The 19339-nt window shown below is 48.6% G+C and carries 15 protein-coding genes and 1 pseudogene; 15 read left to right on the top strand and 1 reads right to left on the bottom strand.

What is annotated here, in order from left to right; translation table 11 throughout:
• Positions 1–232 precede the first annotated feature (232 nt).
• The 15 genes and pseudogenes from KSX81_RS18345 to KSX81_RS18275 all read left to right on the top strand — a co-directional run bounded on the left by KSX81_RS18345 (position 233) and on the right by KSX81_RS18275 (position 17220).
• The gene (locus KSX81_RS18345) at positions 233–1315 is read left to right on the top strand and encodes a helix-turn-helix domain-containing protein (protein ID WP_077155676.1); all 1083 of its coding nucleotides are present in this window, start codon (positions 233–235) and stop codon (positions 1313–1315) included.
• 238 nt (positions 1316–1553) lie between these two features.
• The gene (locus tag KSX81_RS18340) at positions 1554–2654 is read left to right on the top strand and encodes a DUF3575 domain-containing protein (RefSeq protein ID WP_217731702.1); all 1101 of its coding nucleotides are present in this window, start codon (positions 1554–1556) and stop codon (positions 2652–2654) included.
• A gap of 16 nt (positions 2655–2670) precedes the next feature.
• A complete protein-coding gene (locus KSX81_RS18335) occupies positions 2671–3558 on the top strand; it encodes a FimB/Mfa2 family fimbrial subunit (protein ID WP_137569037.1) in 888 nt (295 codons plus the stop codon).
• Between the two features lie 20 nt (positions 3559–3578).
• Entirely contained in the window at positions 3579–4466 is an 888-nt protein-coding gene (locus KSX81_RS18330) for a fimbrillin family protein (protein WP_004302137.1), read from the top strand.
• Between the two features lie 34 nt (positions 4467–4500).
• Positions 4501–6063: a fimbrillin family protein gene (locus KSX81_RS18325; protein ID WP_332058665.1), complete on the top strand. Its 1563-nt coding sequence runs from the start codon at positions 4501–4503 to the stop codon at positions 6061–6063.
• A gap of 22 nt (positions 6064–6085) precedes the next feature.
• A complete protein-coding gene (locus tag KSX81_RS18320) occupies positions 6086–7792 on the top strand; it encodes a fimbrillin family protein (protein WP_149990488.1) in 1707 nt (568 codons plus the stop codon).
• 229 nt (positions 7793–8021) lie between these two features.
• Positions 8022–8519, top strand: a complete 498-nt coding sequence (locus KSX81_RS18315; RefSeq protein ID WP_005680436.1) for a DUF2589 domain-containing protein — start codon at positions 8022–8024, stop codon at positions 8517–8519.
• Between the two features lie 21 nt (positions 8520–8540).
• Positions 8541–9244: pseudogene (locus KSX81_RS18310) on the top strand (DUF2589 domain-containing protein).
• Positions 9245–9248: 4 nt separating this feature from the next.
• Positions 9249–9842 (top strand): hypothetical protein, encoded by a 594-nt coding sequence (locus KSX81_RS18305; RefSeq protein ID WP_217732871.1) that lies wholly within the window; start codon positions 9249–9251, stop codon positions 9840–9842.
• Between the two features lie 179 nt (positions 9843–10021).
• On the top strand, positions 10022–12367 hold the full coding sequence (locus tag KSX81_RS18300; RefSeq protein WP_217726171.1) for an ATP-binding protein: 2346 nt from the start codon (positions 10022–10024) through the stop codon (positions 12365–12367).
• Complete coding sequence (locus KSX81_RS18295; RefSeq protein WP_217726170.1) at positions 12348–13655, top strand: sigma-54-dependent transcriptional regulator; 1308 nt, start codon at positions 12348–12350, stop codon at positions 13653–13655. Before KSX81_RS18300 ends, KSX81_RS18295 begins: the two co-directional genes overlap by 20 nt.
• Positions 13656–13947: 292 nt before the next feature.
• Positions 13948–14361 (top strand): hypothetical protein, encoded by a 414-nt coding sequence (locus KSX81_RS18290; protein ID WP_004315319.1) that lies wholly within the window; start codon positions 13948–13950, stop codon positions 14359–14361.
• 245 nt (positions 14362–14606) lie between these two features.
• A complete protein-coding gene (locus tag KSX81_RS18285) occupies positions 14607–15218 on the top strand; it encodes an RteC domain-containing protein (protein WP_004309735.1) in 612 nt (203 codons plus the stop codon).
• A gap of 128 nt (positions 15219–15346) precedes the next feature.
• Entirely contained in the window at positions 15347–16801 is a 1455-nt protein-coding gene (locus tag KSX81_RS18280) for an ATP-binding protein (RefSeq protein ID WP_118409805.1), read from the top strand.
• Between the two features lie 5 nt (positions 16802–16806).
• Positions 16807–17220 (top strand): hypothetical protein, encoded by a 414-nt coding sequence (locus KSX81_RS18275; protein ID WP_195622971.1) that lies wholly within the window; start codon positions 16807–16809, stop codon positions 17218–17220.
• 94 nt (positions 17221–17314) lie between these two features.
• Here the strand turns inward: KSX81_RS18275 and mobC are convergent, their stop codons facing one another.
• Positions 17315–19324: a conjugal transfer protein MobC gene (gene mobC / locus KSX81_RS18270; RefSeq protein ID WP_152635408.1), complete on the bottom strand. Its 2010-nt coding sequence runs from the start codon at positions 19322–19324 to the stop codon at positions 17315–17317.
• Between the last annotated feature and the right edge of the window lie 15 nt (positions 19325–19339).

Below are 19339 nucleotides of genomic sequence, written 5' to 3'. Positions count from 1 at the left end.
AAACTTTAATATCGAAGTCTTGACAGAAAAAGCCAGTGGTTGAATTTTTCACCACTGGCTTTAATTCTAATAATTTTTCAATCTAATATGACCGAATCTATAACGTTAAATCATAGATTATGTGTCTATTTGTGAAGAAAAAGACGTAACTTTGTATCAAAATCAAATAAGCATAACAATGGAGCCATCTATATCTATATACAGTTTTTCACTTTATACCGCACTGCCGTTGATGTTATTCTTCGGCTTTTATTTTTTGTTTGCAAAGACTCCTGAAAAGAAAATTTTCAAGAATTATCTCCGCTCCCGACAGATTATGGGTATAGCTATGCTGCTGCTTTCGGCAAATTATTCGGTACATTTCTTCTTTGGTATTCGATTCAAAAATGCGGATTCTTCCATATTGATGAACATGTCCACATACTTCCTGTGCTATTCTCTGTTCAGTTCGGCATTGATAATGTTGCTTGATTGTTTTTACATTACCAAACGGCGTGTGTGGACACATATCATTTTATGGATTATATTCTCAACTCTTTCCGGAGTTGTGTTGTTCCTGTTGCCAAGCGGAATCATGCAAAAAATCTCTTTATTTGCTTTAGCTGTCTGGTTAATCGTTTTTGGAGTCGTTTTAGCTCGCAGAGTCATAATTGCATATCGTAGAGCCATTCGGATTTTCAATGAAACTCAGGCGGATGATATAGGCACATATATCGAATGGCTTTCCATATTCACTTATTGGGCTGTTATCTTCGGTGTCGGATGCGGATTGCTGACATTTCTGCCAGACAAATATGTTTTTATCTGGATTTTGTCGTCAATACCGTTCTACAGCTATCTTTTCTACAGCTATCAGAACTACCTGCTGTTCTATGAACAGGTGGAAAATGCTTTTGAGCAAGATATACAGTCTGAAGAAGAACTTCTGACAGATACGGAAACAGAACCTGAAATAGTTTCTGAGAAAGAAGTTCCAGTGTCCTATACAGAAATTATAGAGAAAGTGGCCAACTGGATAAAGACAGACGGCTATGTCCAGCAGGGACTTACCATAAAAGAACTGTCCGAAATACTTCATACGAACCGTACCTATCTTTCCGCTTATATCAAGACTACGTATAAAATGACATTCCGCGAATGGATAACCGGTCTCCGGTTGGAGTATGCGAAAAACATACTGAAGGAGCATCCGGAAATCAATATACAGAAGCTGGCTGAGTCTTCCGGTTTTCTTTCCCGCAGTAACTTTATCAAATCATTTACAGAGAAGGAAGGATGTACGCCTGGCAAGTGGAAAAAAGCAAATCTGGAATAATTTGTGTGGTAAAAAGCCGATGAAAAAGGTCTCAGAAGCTCATTTTCAAAAAGTGCTCAAGCGACAAAAAAGTGCTAATTCGACAAAAAAAAGTGCTCAAACGACAATTTGAAAAGTGCTCAAACGACAATTTTTATAAAAACGCTGTATTTCAACAGAAAAAGTTTTTGTAATATTTTGGGCGCTGAATGGCATTTATTACCTTTGGAGAAGACAAAGATAATAAATTCAAGTTTATATGAGCAGAAAAATCACTTTTCTCACCCTGTTTCTGTGGCTGATGACGGTAACTTTTCCTGTCATTGCGCAGCAGAAAGCAGACACGACCTACACCTTCCGGTTCGTTCCGCAGAAGGACATGTTCTACGTGCCTTGGAATGGCAATGACACGGAACTTGCCCGTCTGCTGGAATGCATCGAGCGCAACAGAACGGACATTCTTGACGGCAGGCTGCCGCTGCTGGTTGACGGCTACTGCAACTCGCTGGGCAGTGAAACCGAGAACCTTGCCACGGCGAAGATCCGTGCCAACCGTGTGAAATCCGAACTGATTATCCGTGCGGAAATCAAGGAAGAAAACTTCATTACCCACAATCATGCGACAGGGGGTGATTTTGTAATCGTGCGCCTAACGGTACCCGCAAAGGAAACAGCCGCGATGGATGCGGAAGCGGAAGCGCGACGCAGGGCAGAAGCCGAACGCTTAGAAACCGAGACGCGTGCCGAACAGGAACGGCGTGCCGAAGAGCAGCGCAAGGCGGAAGAAGCCCGACTTGCCGCTGAAAAGGCAGAAGCCGAGAAAGCCGCTCTACAAAATACACTTGCCGGCACGCCGTCGGAAACTAAAATCACAAATGATTATCATCTCTCCCTGCGTGCCAACCTATTGCGCTGGGCTACCCTGACACCCGATTTAGGACTTGAATGGCGCATCTGTCCGTCGTGTGGCATTGCCGTAAACGGCTCATGGACTTCTTGGACGTGGAGCGACAAGGACCGCCGCTATGCACTCTGGGAAGTGGTTCCGGAAATACGTTATTACATGGGTGAGAAGAAAGCCTGGTATCTGGGGGCGATGTTCAAGGCCGGACAGTTCAACTACAAGATCTCCGAAACAGGCAAGCAGGGCGACCTGATGGGTGGCGGCATCACCACCGGCTATCAGCTACGGCTGAACAAGGCACTGACTCTTGATTTCAACCTTGGCTTGGGCTACCTGAATGCCGATTTCGAAAAATATGAAGTCATCGATGGTGTGCGCGTGCGCTGTGGCAACGAGACAAAAAATTGGTGTGGCCCCATCAACGCCGGTGTGACATTGGTATGGAAGTTATTCTAATACGGAGGAATAGAGTATGAAAGCAAGACAATATATAAATATGGTAGGAATGACAGCCGCCGTGCTGCTCTCTTCCTGCGTGAAGGACACGCTTTATGACACGCCGCATCCCGACTATGGGAAAATTGCGGTGACAGCCGACTGGTCGGCCTGCGGTGAGGGTATCAACATACCTGCCACGTGGACGGTCACCATGGGCGACTATACGGGTACGGAGACTTCCGCCACCCATGCCCCCGACCATCTGTTTGCTCCGGGCAGCTACACCCTTGCGGTGTGGAACCCGGCTGAAGGAATCACGGTAAATGGTACCACCGCCACCATTGCCGCAGCCACGGGAAACCGGGCAGGCACGGATGCCTTTGTGAACAATGCCCCGGGATGGTTCTTCACCTATACGAAACAGGTGAGCATCGAGAAAGACAAGGACTATCCGCTGACCGCTGCAATGAAGCAGCAGGTACGCGAACTGACGCTTGTCGTCAAACCGACGGGTGATGCCGCCGGACGCATCACGGAGATTGTTGCCCATCTGACGGGTGCAGCCAGAACACTCGATTTCGCTACCGATACCTACGGAACCGCTTCAAACGTCGTGCTGCCCTTCACCAAGATAACCGAAGGTGACGATGCCGGCAAGTGGAAAGCCACGGTGCGGTTGCTGGGTGTGACCGGCACGGAACAACTGCTGACGGCTGAAATCCGCTATGCGGACGGCAACCCGAGCCCCACCACGTTGAAAAGCGACCTCACGGAAGCTCTCAAGGAGTTCAACACCAGAAAGGGCAAATCGCTGACCCTCGGCGGAACGCTGGTTGAGACACCCGAAGGCATGGAAGTGGACGGAGCCGAAATCAACGGCTGGGAAGAAGTGAAAGGTGATGATGTAAATGCTGATTTGTAAATAATAAAATTATAGACATAATGAAGACAAGATTTTTTACACTTGCAGCGCTCGCCCTCGCACTGGTAGCCTGCAACAACGACAACGAGAACCTGAACGGTGACCCCGTGGCCGCCCAGTTTACCGCCAACATCGCCCCCGCCACCCGCGCCAGCGGAACCACCTGGACTGGCGGCGACCGTATCGGCATCACCGACATCGGCAACGATTCCCAGTACGGCAACGTGCCTTTCATCCTGAAAAACGGGAAATTTGAGGCAGAAGGAAAGGTTATCTATATCGAAGATGCAAAGACCCATACTTTCCGCGCCTACTATCCGTACAACGCGGCGGGAGGCATCCTCACAGCCACGACCGATGCCACGGCGCAGCAGAACCAGCCTGCCATCGACTTCCTCTTTGCTTCAGGAGCCACGGGAGACAAAAACAACCCGGTAGTAAGCTTCACCGACAAAACCGCCAAAGGCGGTGAAGACAACTCCTTCCACCACCGCATGAGCCAGATAACCCTTACCTTCGAGGCGGGCGACGGCGTGAATTTCAGCGTGGTCAAGCCTGAACGTTACACGCTGGACGGATTGTTACTCACCGGTACGTTCAACACGGCCGACGGTATTGCCACCGCAGACAACGGACTACAGACCGGAGAACTGACCATGAATCTGGCAGACGGCAATCTCACGTCATCGATCATCCTCTTCCCGCAGACAGTTGCATCCCTGCCGTTGGTTGTGAATTACAAAGGTCAGGAATATCATGCCACACTCACCATGCCCGATGGCGCACTGCTGGCGGGCAACAACTATACCTATACCGTCAAGGTACGCAACAAAGTCCTTGAAGTCAGCGAAGCCACCATTGCAAAGTGGAACGATATAGACGGTGGAGATGTGGGTGCTGACCTGTAGGATGTTAATAATTAATCGATTAGAATGAAGAATTATGAGACATAGATTATTTATCCCCGCAGCCACCGCACTGCTGTTCGCCCTCGCCGCCTGCACGCAGGACGAACTTGCTGGCGATAACCGTCTGCCCGAAGGTGAATGCCCCGTCGTCATCCGTGCCACCGGATTGTCCGTAGAAGCAACGCCGCTGGCAGCCCCTTCCACCCGTGCCTCTGTGGACGGCGACTGGCAGGGCGTCACTTCCGTGGCACTCAAGATGGGCGATGCGGTAAAGGAATACACCGTAACGGCTTCTACCGATTTCAAGAGTGCCACGCTTTCACGCGAGAACGACCCGTACTACTGGACCAGCCGCGACCCGATTACCGTATCGGCATGGTGCCCCTTCGACAAGGCTGACATCACACAGATGCCTGCCGTGAAGGTGGCAGAAGACCAAAGCAAACTGGCTGACTTCCAAAACAGCGATTTCATCTCTGCTGAGAACCGGAAGGTGGAATTTAACAACCCGACTCTTGAATTTACCCACCGCACGGCACGCGTGACAATCGAACTGAAGCCCGGCACGGGATTCACGAGCGTCGCTGGTGCCACGGTGAGCCTCGTGAGCCTGTCCGCCGATAACGGCAACCCGACCGCCATCAAGACCTACAACGCAAGCGGCAACACCTACGAGGCACTGACCGCCCCGCAGACCGTTGCGGCAGGCAAACCGTTCGTCAAGGTGGAACTCGGCGGCGGCACCTTCTACTTCCGTCCGCAGAACAACGTCGTATTAGAAGCGGGCAGCCGCTATAAATATACCGTTAAGGTGAACACCACCGGCCTGACGTTAGAGGGTTGCACCATCGGCAGCTGGGTTGACGGCGGCGGCGAGAGCGGCGAGGCTGAGGATTTGGGCTATTCTATACAGAACGACGGCAGTTACATGGTCTATAACGCTGACGGCCTACTGGCATGGAACAAAGCCGCACAAAAGGACGAATCGATAAATTGCACCCTCACCGCCGACATCGACCTGACGGGTAGGGATTGGACACGGATAGACACATGGCCTGGCTACTCCGGCGTCTTTAATGGGCAGGGACACCGCATTACGGGATTAAACTTTTCAGCAGCGACTACTGAACTTTTTGGGTTATTAAATGTACGTGGTGTGATAAAGAACCTACAACTCATAGATGTGAATCTGTATGGCAGTAGTGGATCAGCAGCTGGAATAGTGGAGCAAAATGAGGGTCAAATCATTGCCTGCTCTGTGACGGGAAAAATTTCTGCATATGGTAGAACTTGTGGTATAGCCGGTTCAAATTATGGCAGTATCACAGCTTGCTGGTTTGACGGCACATTGAAAGATTATGAATCTGGAGCTATAGTGCGTTTCAACTACAATACTATAACTTCCTGTTATTGGGGAGGCAATGCCGAGCGAGGAGAATTCCGTAATTTTGGAGGAACGGTAGATGCCACGAAGGTGGACGGCGCGACCGTGAAATGGCAGACAGCCGTCGACGGCATGAACATCGCCCTCACCGACAATGACTACCAGTGGGCACTCGGCACAGACGGTCTGCCCGTACTGCAAAAGAAACAATAACAACCCCTAAACAACACGCATCATGAAACGAACAACCATCCATATATCCGCAGCCATCGCCCTGCTGCTCGGCCTTGCCGCCTGCACACAGGACGAAGCGGGCTTCCTACCAGAAGGGGCGGAAGGCACACCCATCGTCTTCACCGCCACGGGGCTGAACCCCGCCGCGACAGCCACCGCCGGCACCCGTGCCCCAGCGGATGGCAATTGGACGGGTGTGCAGAGCGTGGCAGTCATGATGGACGGCATGGTGAAGACGTACAACGTGACGCCCTCCACCGCCGACCCCACCAGCGCCACACTGACCTCCACCGACCCGTACTACTGGACCAACCACAACGACATCACCGTCACGGCGTGGTGGCCCTACACCGCTGGCGAGACAACTCCGCCTGCGGTAAAGGTAAAAGCCAACCAAAGTGCCCAGAAAGACTTTGAGGGCAGCGACCTCATCGTAGCCGACGGACAGACGGTGACCTACGGTAGCCCCACGCTCCGCTTCACCCACCGCACGGCACGGGTGACCATCGTTCTGACGGACTACACCGAGGGGCTGGCATCCGTGCAGCTGACGGGCCTCTCCACCGAAGGCGACAACCCGGATATAATCGTCCCGTATGACAAGGGCAGCAACACCTACACCGCCATCGTAGCCCCGCAAAATGTGGCAGCTGGCACGGCCTTCATCGTCTGCACCTTCACTAACGGCAAGACCTTCGTTTATAAGATGAAGAATGCTACCGACTGGCAGGCGGGCGGTGAATATACCTACACCGTCTCCCTCGCTGCGGCAAAAGACCTGGGCTATACCATAGAGAGCAACGGCAGCTACACCGTGACCTCCGCCGATGGCTTGATGAATGTAGCCAAATTAGTGAACGGAGGTAAGACCGACATTAACATTACCCTCGACAAAAACATTGACCTCACCGGCAAAGACTGGACGCCGATAGGCACAGACTACGACAACTCATACAAAGGCACCTTCGACGGCGGCGGCCATACCATCACGGGGCTGACCTTTACGACAAATGACGAATATGCGGGTCTGTTCGGCTGGCTCAATAGAGCTGGTACGGTGAAGAACGTGGTGATGGAGGGCGTACAGATAACAAGCCATCAAATATATGGCGGCAGTATTGGCGGCGTGGTAGGATCTGGCTGGGGCACCATTGAAAACTGCTCGGTGTCGGGCAGCGTCAGCGGCACGGTGTATGTCGGCGGTGTGGTGGGTGTTCAAATAGGCGGTTCCATCACCGGATGCAGTTCCTCTGCCACAGTGAAGGGAATGGTTGATGTCGGCGGCGTGGCAGGTCAGACGAATTCGAGTGCCACCCTGACCGCTTGCTATGCCACAGGCAACGTGATCATAGAAATGGACCCCAAAAAGAATATCGCTGGCGGCAGTCTGGTGGGAATGAACGCAGGAAGCAGCCTCCTTGCCTGCTATGCCACGGGCAACGTAACCAGTACGGGTAGTAGCACTGGCTATATGCATATCGGCGGCTTTTTGGGAAATAACTACACCACCGTGACCGCCGGCTATTGGAAGAACAATCATGAACAAGGCATCGGCTACAATAGGGAAAGCACCGGAGCCACGAAGGTGGACGGCTCTGTCGTTACCTGGCAGAACGCCGTTGATGCCATGAACACCGCCTTGCAGAACGCAGGCTCAGAGTGGCGTTACGAACTTAACGGAGCATTGCCTACCTTGAGGAAACAGTAAGCCGTTGCTGGCGGAAATGTTCCGCCCGCAACGAACATTAACCGAAGTATAACCCCAATAAAAAAAGGAGGACGTGATGGAACACACGGAGAATCCACCATATAGGTTTTGGCATCAAGGCATTGTTAATAATAATATAGACTCCAGTGTAAATATGGAAGCTGTAAGCCGGACATTGCCAAGATTGGTGCTCATTAAAGGCAACAAATCAAGTAATTAAATTAAAAACATGGGACTTTTTCACAGAGACAAGAAAAATAATGACGATGAGCCGGACAGTGTTCAAACCAATTCATTCTCTGATATTATGAATGGTTTGCAATACGCCGTAAACTGTGCACAAGATACATTGCAGAATCATCAGATACAAAATCTGACCAGACTTTTTGAAGGAACAAATGCAAATAACGCAAATACGTTCCAATCGAAAAAAATCATGGTTGGAGACAAGACTATTGATATTCCACTTATAGCTTTGATATCCCATCATTATCTTGCGATGGATAATGTGCAGATAAAGTTCAAGGCGAAGGTCGGAAGCGTGGAATCACAGATTCCAGAAAACAACTTATTGTTATCCAGCCCACAAAGAGCCAATCTCCAGATGCAGATGAGCAACATAAAACCGGATGCGGATGATGTCATGGAGGTTTGCGTCAATTTTAAGGTTCAGGAGACTCCGGAGAGCATTTCCCGAATTATTGACGATTTTGTAAAAAATATCTAACAATTTTAAAATTCAAATGTTATGGCAGAAGAAATAAAGAACCAAGGGCAACAAGAAAATGCGGAAAACTTGAATGAAAATGTAAGCGGACAGGCGAAAGAAATTATCTCCGCTGCATTGGAAGAGACTCAAAACAGAGAAACTTCTCCAGTTCTTAAAGCAGATTCAAACGTGACTGACAAATTCAAGGGGCTTCCCATGCGGGAACTTATTGCAGCTCCACTTATTGCAGCAGCCGAAGCACAACAGGAATTGGCAGCGACAGCATGGAATTTCTACCAGCAAATTGCATTTGATGGTAAAAGCGGCAATAAAGCGCGTATATTGAATTCGATGTCGAAAGACCGATACAGCAGGATGGAAAAATGACAACAATGTCACAAAGTGTCAAGGCTCCGTTTATAGGATTGGTGCCTATTCCTTCCCTGCTCATAGATCGCGTGGATGTCGATTTCCAGATGGAGGTTACCGATACATCAAACGTAAAAAGCACTACCAACGCAGAAGTAGAGGCAAAAGCTTCTGCAAAACATTGGTTTATAAATGCGGAAATCAGCGGCAAAGTCACGACCGCCCGCGAGAACACCCGCATGACCAACCAAACGGCAAAATACCAGATACATGTGACAGCCAGTCAGCAGCCGCAGACCGAAGGTCTGTCTAAACTGATGGATATAATGGCATCATGTATCGAGCCTATAACAAACGAAAGTAACAGTAAGTAAATATATGAATTTGATTCAAGCATTAAGATTGCCAAACAGTCAAGCAGTAATGACAAATATTGCACGGTTTCATTATCAAAATATTTATAATGTAGGTTTGACCCGTCCGATTGTCACGCAAAGTAATTTGACATTTCAAATAAAAGGATATACCCGTAACTATCGTTTTCTTAGATTAGACTATGCCTGTGTCATATATATTGCGGATAGAATAGCAGTCGTTGCTTCAAATGGCATAGATACTTTAAGTTCAGGTTTTTCGGGGTGTTATATGGCCAGTTTTAGGCACAATGGCATTAGGTATGTTGCTCATATTCCAACGCCTAACAATAGTATTAAAACATCATGGAATCGGGCGGTTAAAAATCGAATAATAGATAATGTTGTTCTTTTTAAACCTACTGAAGGATTGGCGAGAATCCCAGGAACCATTGGTATTTGGGGAATTATAACATTTAACGATAGATGTTATCGGCTTGATGTAAATGAAAACGCTCCTCCAAGTCAAGCCATACGTGGCCAAAGAATTTTTAACTCAATCCCGAGAAATCCCATACTAACAGAAATTCCACCTATCGCCGGTGGTCAGATGCCTTAATAATTATAACAATTGTAAATAAGGGAAGAATGGTTGTTTCATTGAGGAGTAGAATTCTATTCGGATATATAATTCTGGTGGCGGTCATAGGCAGCATGGCCGCCATTCTCATCCATGAACCTGCGAAGTTCCACGACCTATATGCGTATTTTAAATAACGGTATTTACACAAACAGCAAATGAGCGAACAATTCGTTACCACTACCAAGCATTTCCGCAAGCTGCTTGCCGCAGGCTATCTGTTGATAGTCCTGCTGGTGGGCGGCATCATCTGCACGTGGCTCGGAGAATGGCGCGACTTGGAGTTGCTGGAACGGGAGAACCGTGAAATCAACCGCTTCCGCAAGGAAACACACGATGCGTATGTGGGTGTGGTGGAGTTGTCTCTTTTGGGCGAGTCGGTGCTGGAATGGGACGATAAGGATGTGGCGGCATACCGGCGGCAACGGATGACGGTGGATAGTATGCTTTGCCGCTTCAAGAGCCATTACGAATCGGTGCGCATAGACAGCGTGCGCCACTTGCTGGAGGACAAGGAAAAGCGGCTGTGCGCCATCATGGAGGCTCTGGAACAACAGGCGGACATCAACCGCCGGATAGCCAAGCAGGTGCCGGTGATAGTGCAAACGAGCAGGCAGGAAGAGCCGAAGAAACAGAGGAGGAAAGGTTTTCTCGGGTTGTTCGGCAAGAAACAGGAAGCACCTCCGACGACGACCACCACGATGCTCTACACACTGAACCGTGATATGATAGCGCAACAACGTGCCCAGAGCCATCGTCTGTCGGAATATGCCGACAGCCTTGCCAGCCGCAATGCGGAACTGAACCGCCAACTGCAAACCCTTATCCAGCAGATGGACCACAAGGTGCAGGCTGACTTGCAGGAACGTGAGGCGGAAATATCCGCTATGCGTGAAAAGTCGTTCTTGCAGGTAGGTATCATAACGGGTGTCATGCTGCTGTTGCTCATTATTTCATACATCATCATTCACCGCTATGCCACCCGCATCAAGCAGTACAAACGTAAGACAACAGATTTAATCGGGCAACTGCAAAAGTCCGTAAAACAAAACGAATCGTTGATAGCCTCACGTAAGAAAGCGATGCACACCATCACCCACGAGCTACGCACACCACTGACTGCCATACATGGATATGCGGAACTGATGCAGGACAACGAAGAAGAAAAGATAAGCGGTTATGCGGACAATATCCTGCAAGCCTCCAAGAGAATGACCGACATGCTCAACTCCCTGCTTGACTTCTTCCGCTTGGACAGCGGCAAGGAACAAGCGAATGTCCGTCCGTTTCGTTTGGAAAACATCGCGGAGCTGTTGCAAACGGAGTTTACGCAACAAGCAGAAGCAAAAGATCTTAAACTTACCATCGAGTGCCCGGAGGGTATTATCCTGAATGGCGACAAGGAGCGCATCATACAGATATGCGACAACCTGCTGGGCAATGCCGTCAAGTTCACGAATGCCGGAAGCGTTTCACTTGTCATAAGCTATGACGGCAATAGGCTGACCCTTGTAGTAGAGGACACCGGAACCGGCATGAGTGCGGAAGAACAACAGCGAGTGTTCGGAGCGTTCGAGCGGCTTTCCAACGCCGCCACGCAAGACGGTTTCGGATTGGGGTTAAGCATTGTGAAACAGATAGTCGGGATGCTTGGCGGCACTATACGCTTGGAAAGCGAAAAAGGAGAAGGCAGTCGTTTTACTGTGGAGTTGCCAATGAACACTGCCGATATTGGTTTTGAAGAACAGACAGCCGCAGAAAGTCTGGCTCATATAGAAAGACCTTATTCTGTCATCGTATTGGACGACAATCCGATGGTATTATCCATGACAAAGGAAATGTATGCTGGTATAGGTGTGCATTGCGACACGTTCACCACTATTGGCGATGCAATGGAAGCCATGCGGCAGCACACATACGACCTCATGATAACCGATATGAAGATGCCGGAGATTAACGGCTATGAGGTGTTGGAGTTGTTACGCTCGTCAAGTGTCAGCAACTCGAAAGAGATTCCCATTGTCGTGGCGACCGCCTCCGGCAGTTGCAGCGAAGAGGAGCTGTTGGAAAATGGATTTACCGCCTGCCTGTTCAAGCCATTTTCCATTTCCGAACTGGTTGCTGTATCAGACAAATGCCTTTTGACAAGTACGGACAAGGATGAACTTCCCGACTTGTCCTCTCTGCTTGCATATGGTGACAAACGGGCGATGCTCGACCGTTTGATAACCGAAACAGAAAAGGATATGCAGGCTGTCCGGGAAATCATGGAGAGGAATGACCGCAAGGCGTTGGACGAATGGATGCACCGTCAGCGAAGTTCATGGGCTGTTATCCGTGCTGACAAACCCTTGTGGAACCTGTATGAACTGCTGCATCAAGAATCTGAATGTTCCGAAATGGAATTGCGGAAATGCGTGGATGCCATGCTTCGTATGGGAACAGTTATCATAGAACTTGCGCAAAAGGAAAGGAGGTTGTCGGATGAAAGTATTTGTGATTGAGGACAACCCCGTCTATAACGATTATGTCTGCAACCTGCTGAAGAAAGACAGCTTCGATACTATGTCGGCATATAATCTTGCCACTGCCAAGAAACTATTGGCAAAGTCAGAGGTGGATGATATTGTCGTTGCCGACCTACGCCTCCCCGACGGTGAAAGCATAGAGTTGTTACGGTGGATGCGTGCCAACGACAAACAGCAGGTGTTTATCGTTATGACCAATTACGGGGAGGTGCATACGGCAGTGGAAAGTATGAAGCTCGGCTCAAAGGATTACATACAGAAACAGTTGTTGGAGGATAAACTGATACCGCTTATCCGCACCCTGCAAAAAGAACATGAAAAGCGACTACAATGGAACATTCCGATATTCGTCCGGCAGGGCGAAGCCTATCAGAAAATCAAGAAACGTGTGCGCCTTGTAGCCACCACCCGGATGAGCGTGCTGATACTGGGCGAGAACGGTACGGGCAAGGAACATATCGCACAACATATACACCAACAAAGCAAACTTGCCGATAAACCTTTTGTGGCAGTGGACTGCGGAGCCTTGTCCCCGTCATTGATACAATCCGCCTTCTTCGGACACGTCAAGGGTGCGTTTACGGGTGCCGAAGCAAACAAGACGGGGTATTTTCTGGAAGCGGATGGCGGCACGCTGTTCCTTGACGAAGTGGGCAACCTAACAATGGAGATGCAACAGATGCTGCTCCGCGCCATACAGGAACGCCGTTACCGTCCCGTCGGTGCAAAGGAGGACAAAACAGCCAACGTGAGGATAGTGGCTGCAACCAACGAGGATTTGCAGAAAGCCGTAACGGAAAAGCGGTTCCGGCAGGATTTGCTCTATCGCTTGCAGGAGTATGTGATAACCATGCCGCCCTTGCGCAACTGCCCGGAAGACATCATGCCATTGGCCGAGTTCTTCCGTGAAATGGCAAACCGTGAGTTGGAACGTAAAGTAAAAGGTTTTGCCGCATCTGCCCGTAATGCCCTGCTCGCCCATGCGTGGCCGGGCAACGTGCGCGAGTTGAAACAGAAGATACAGACGGCAGTCCTGCAATCAGAAGGCGATATGATAACCGAAGCCGATTTGGAACTTGACAATGAACCGTCCGCTACTTCCGCTTGTTTTACATTGAAGAGCGGGGATGAAGAAAGAGGACGTATCCTGCGTGCTTTGAAACAAGCAGCCGGTAACAAGAAAATGGCTGCAAAGATACTGGGTATCGGCAGGACAACGCTGTATAATAAATTGGTAGAGTATGGATTGAATGAAGAAAACTGACCGGAGTATGGCTGTAAATGGCAATAATTGATTAACTTTGCAATTGTATTTCAGAAAATAGCAGGCGATCGGGTAACTTTTCGCCGATGATATAGACATAAGACCGCAAGGCGTTTCGAGCGAAAATCTGGTAAATTGAAACTACGGAGACGATTGCGTGATGCTTATGCTATGCTTACGCATAGCGTGCATTCACGTACTCTCCGTAAAGGCTTTACCAGAGCCATCGCTTGAAAGTAGTGTGAATTGCACGCTACTTTTTTGCCTCGCCAAAAAGGAAAGGAAATACGTTATGGCGAAAATACAATTACTTGCCGTTATCTCAATAGATGGCTGTCCGATGAAACTGCATCCCCGGAAGCGGTTGCTTCAAACCGAAGATTACGGTATGGATGAAATACGTGCCAATGCCCTGTATAAGCTGACATCCGACTATTCGGTATCCGTGCTTCAAGAATGGAGAGAGGAAGGTGGAAGCATTTGCCATTTGTTGGAAGTAACTGCCGGGAATACCGAATATGCCAACGGACTGTTACGGATGAACGTGATAGATGAAATCATACTATACGTTGTTCCAACCATCGACGGAAACGGAGCGCATTTTTTCAAGTCAGCACTACCTATGAATGACTGGCGGCTTATGGAGAACAAAACTTATAGGGACGGAGTAATCCGGCTTACCTATCATAAAGAGCCACGGGCGTAAAATGTTCAGATTATGAACATCTTGGCGGAATTTCCGTGTTCAGAAAGTGAACACATGTTCAGAATCTGAACACATTTCACAAGGGATGCAATCAAGGATAAAATTATTTTTGAATTTTATCTTTCTGAAAAACAATGTAGTACAATTTTCTCACAATCTTTTCTCGTGTTTAGGGCTATGATTTGCCCATATATCAGTGTGCGCACACTGATAAACAAGTGTAAACCCTCAAAACAGAAAAGATAATGAACCATCTCATACTGGCGGAAACACAGTTTTTCGCCCTGATAAACGGAAAAGACAACGGTAGCACGGAAACGGCATACGGCGGATTCGTGCAGGAAGTAATAAACCTGTGCTACGGCGGCAATGATGCCAAGCATATTATTGTGGCGTTGGCTTTTGCCGAAATCGAATTACAGCACCATCCGCAGAACTTGTCGGCATCGGAGGAGAATGTCGTCACTGTGTATATCCGCAAGGCGTTATCCTTCATCCGAAAGATGCAGAAGATGGTATCCGCTTCTGCAATTACCTCCGTGCCACCACTAACATCCACATCCGAAACCAAAGCCACAGTCCCAGCCCTGCAATGGACTGGTAATGCCGTCGAGTTGGTAGAACTAATCTATGCCCTCTACGCCACCGGCTGCATCAATGGCGGCAAGGCTTCGCTGAAAGAGCTTGCCCCTGTCCTCTATTCCTTTTTCGGTGTGGAGTCCAAAGACTGCTACCGCTTCTATACGGACATCAAACGCAGGAAAAGCGACAGTCGCACCTACTTCCTTGAAAAGATGCAGGACAAACTGAACGCGAAGATGCGACATGACGATGAATTGGAGCGGATGAGGAGATAAACGAATGCCAAACAAAGGATAAGCGGCCGGATTATACGGTTTCTTATCCTTCTTCATTTACAATCACTCTATTATCTGCCGGAAAGCCGATTAAAATCATTAACTTTGCAAGTATTAATCAATGACGGATGAAAATAGATAACCTCGAAATATTGAACGGACTGATTGCCGGAGCCGAAGGCGGGACAGTTGAGTTCAAAGAAACTACCGGGCAGTTGGAGCGTGGAATGGAAACTCTTTGTGCCTTCCTGAACGGTACGGGCGGCACGGTGCTGTTCGGTGTAACCGACAAGGGAAAGATTATCGGTCAGGAAGTGAGCGACAAGACGAAGCGCGATATTGCGGAAACCATCAGACGAATCGAGCCGTTTGCGACCATTGATATATCCTATACAGACATTCCGGGAACGAACAAAAGTGTTATAGCTTTATCAGCGGAAGAACAACGATATATGCGCCCGTTCACCTATAAGGGGAGGGCTTATCAACGGATAGAGAGCGTTACATCTGCCATGCCGCAGGGTATATACAACCTGTTGGTTATGCAGCGAGGCGGAACCTATGCTTGGGATTCCATGCAAAATCCCAGCTTGAAAATATCCGACCTTGACGAAACGGCAATCTTGGGCGCAGTACGTGGAGGAATCAGAGGCGGACGTTTGCCGGAAGGTTCTATGCAGGAGGATGTCCGAACCATCCTTGAAAAATTTGACTTGTTGAATGATGGAAAGCTGAACAATGCTTCCGTTGTCCTATTCGGACGAAACTTCTACCATTATCCCCAATGTCTGCTCCGTTTAGCCCGGTTCAAAGGAACGACAAAAGATGAATTTTTAGATAATCAGCGTGTGACAGGCAATATATTCAACTTGCTGGATGCTGCAATGGCATTTTTCTTCAAGCATTTGTCCCTCTCCGGTAAAATTGAAGGTTTGTACAGAGAAGAGGAACTGAATGTGCCATATAAGGCATTGAGAGAATGTTGCATAAATGCTTTTGCACATCGTGTTTACCATCGCCCCGGCAGTTCAGTCGGGATTGCTATCTATGATGACCGCGTGGAGATTGAAAACAGCGGAACATTTCCGCCTGATATTACCATTGAGAAACTGTTGGGTGGCCACAATTCCGAACCACAAAATCTGATAGTAGCCAATGTGCTGTACAAAAGTGCAGTATTGGAGAGTTGGGGACGTGGCATAGCCCTTATGGTAAACGAATGTCGCCGTGTCGGTATTCCGGATCCGGAGTTTCATACCGACGGCAATGCTGTATGGATTGTGTTTCATTATACAAGAACTACAGTAGGACAAGACCCCACAGCACCCCCACAGCAACCCTATAGTAACCCCACAGTAACCCCACAGTTAGGAAAACTGTTGTCTGCTATTGGGAACAACACTCTCTCTGCTAAAGAAATCATGGAGAAAACGGGAATGAAAGATAAAAGGAATTTCTTAAAGAACTATATCCATCCGGCAATAAATTCCGGTTTGGTCCTTTCACTTTATCCCATAGGCTCCAAGAGTCCGCAACAGAAATACTATCTTACTGATAAAGGTAAAGGTTTCCTGCAACAATAACGGGTATGGCTAAAAAGAAGAAACATAAGAATGATGTAAAAACTGATTTACCGATAATCATGGATTATGGTATCGGCAGTATATCCGTTTATGACCCGGCAGACATGATGCCATACAACGAGCCGCCAATTAGCGAACAAATCCGCTTCAAGAAACTCGGCAAAGAGATGAAATCCGAGTTCAAGTGGCTGGTATCTTCCGTAGTGATTGAGTATTGGCAAGAAAACCGACAGATACCTTTCGGTGAAGAAATGTCGAAACTCAGAACCAGACTGTTGAGAATGTTTGCCGAAGAATACAGCATACTGCTTAAAGACGATACAGAGATGAAAAATTATTTGCTGACGCTTGCCATTACCACCATCAACAAGCATCTCAAATCTGAGAATAAAAAGAGGGCGTCAAAACTCTCTTTTTAACAAAATTACCCTTGCTACAGATATCTGTGACAGGGGTAATTTTCATATTTTGGGTGTTTTGACACATCCCCTTTTTCATATATAAAGGAATCTGTTATTTCTGCTGCAACAGGTGTTTCAAGTTTTCATCATTTGCGATACGTTCCAGTTCCTCTTGAACAATCTGCTTCACTTCCTCCTTGATGCGCCTGTAATTCGCCTGAACCGTTTCCTTCATGCGGTCGTTGCCGTCCCCGTCCGTAAAGTCGGTAATGACGGGGATTTTCTTGTAGGCTTTCTCCTCGCACCTCACCTTCTCGGCATCCACGACAATCTCACAATGAAAAATCTTCTGCTCGATACGCTCGTTGAAGTTGTCGGACACCGAACCGACAAACATACCCTGCGTCAAGCCGGAAATCTTGCTCGGCGGGATGAGTGAATCCATCTGCGTGTTGATGGAGGTGGAAACATCCTGCCGGTTGATGGAAATGGACTGCCGTTTCTGCAACACCTTACCGAAGCGTTCGGAAAGCGTCTTGGCGGTTTCACCCACCACCTGACCGGAAAAGATATTGCCGACGGTGTTCATCACGACCTTCGCTTCTTTATCACCGTAGTCGCGCACCAACTGGCTAAAATCCTGAAAGCCCAGACACACGGCAACCTTGTTGCTTCGCGCGGTGGCGATAAGGTTGTCCAACCCCTTGAAATAAATCGTGGGCAGCTCGTCGATGATGACCGACGACTTCAGCATCCCTTTCTTGTTGATGAGTTTCACGATACGGGAGTTATACAGACCGAGAGCGGCCCCGTAGATATTCTGACGGTCGGGATTGTTGCCCACACAGAGTATTTTCGGTTCTTCGGGGTTGTTGATGTCCAGCGTGAACTCGCTGTCCGACATCACCCAATAGAGCTGCGGGGAAATCATCCTTGACAAAGGGATTTTCGCGCTTGCTATCTGCCCCATCAACTGCTCCGCAGCCCCTCCGAGCCATGCGTCCATGAACGGAGAAAGATAGTTTTCCAATTCCGGGTAAGAGGTCAGTATCGGGAAAATATCCTCATAGCGGCGGTTCAGGAACTCAATCGCATGGGGGAACGTGCAGTATTTGCCGCCTTGATAGATTTTGAGATACCATATAATGCTGGCAAACAAAATAATAGGTGATTCCACAAAGAAGTCGCCCTGCTTCTGCACCCACGTTTTATTGAGGTTGAGCATTATCGTATAGGCACTCTCGTAGGCATCCGTAATATCCTCCATGAAATCCGGGTGGATGGGATTACAGCGGTGCGAGCGTCGCGGGTCGTCGAAGTTTATCACATAAAACTTCGGCTTCACCTTGTAACCCTCCGGGTGGTTCAGCAGATGGTTGTAGGCGATTGTAGATAAGTCGCTGAATTTGAAGTCATATACATACATCGAAAAGCCCTTTTCAATCTGCTGCTTGATGAAACTGTTTACCACCGCGTATGACTTTCCACTACCCGGCGTACCCAACACGATGGAGGCACGAAAAGGATTCACCACATTGATCCAGCCGTTGTTCCAACGCTTTTTGTAGTAGAACCGTGTCGGCAGATTGACCGAATACTCGCTTTCGATAAGCCGCGTTTCCTGCATGAAGCTCTCGTTCTCGTTGTTGAACACATCATCCATGAGGTTGTGCTTCAACAGGCGGCTCAACCACAGACCGCCCATCAGCAGGAATACATAGCCCGCGCCAACGGCCAGGATATACAGTCCCGTCACCGCCTCCACCGGCAATGGCAGGGCCAGTATCCACCAGTTGAGGAAGAACAGCACGAAGCCCACGGCAAGGACCGCCCAGATTTTCCCCCACGTGATTTTCTCGCCCTTCACGCCCTTTGTCCCCAGACAGGACAGGGCAAGCAGGAGGACGGCAAATAGTTTCGTGTAGAGGATGGAACGGAACAGCCCCGCCGTGCGGTTGAAGTTCATCAGTATCCTGTCCACCACACCGATGTCCACACCCCAGAGCCGTATGGCTTCATAACAGAACCAGTACACGTTCATGACCACTAAAATAATACTCACGGCACGCAGAAAATCCATGATTTTCGCCAATGCCCTCAAATCGTCTTCTTGTTGTGACATACCTTGAAATTGTTT

The organism is Bacteroides sp. MSK.18.37 (genome assembly GCF_019129155.2).
Taxonomy (GTDB): domain Bacteria; phylum Bacteroidota; class Bacteroidia; order Bacteroidales; family Bacteroidaceae; genus Bacteroides; species Bacteroides ovatus.
The sequence above is the reverse complement of the archived record's forward strand: the minus strand, read 5'-3'. Positions and strand labels throughout refer to the sequence as shown.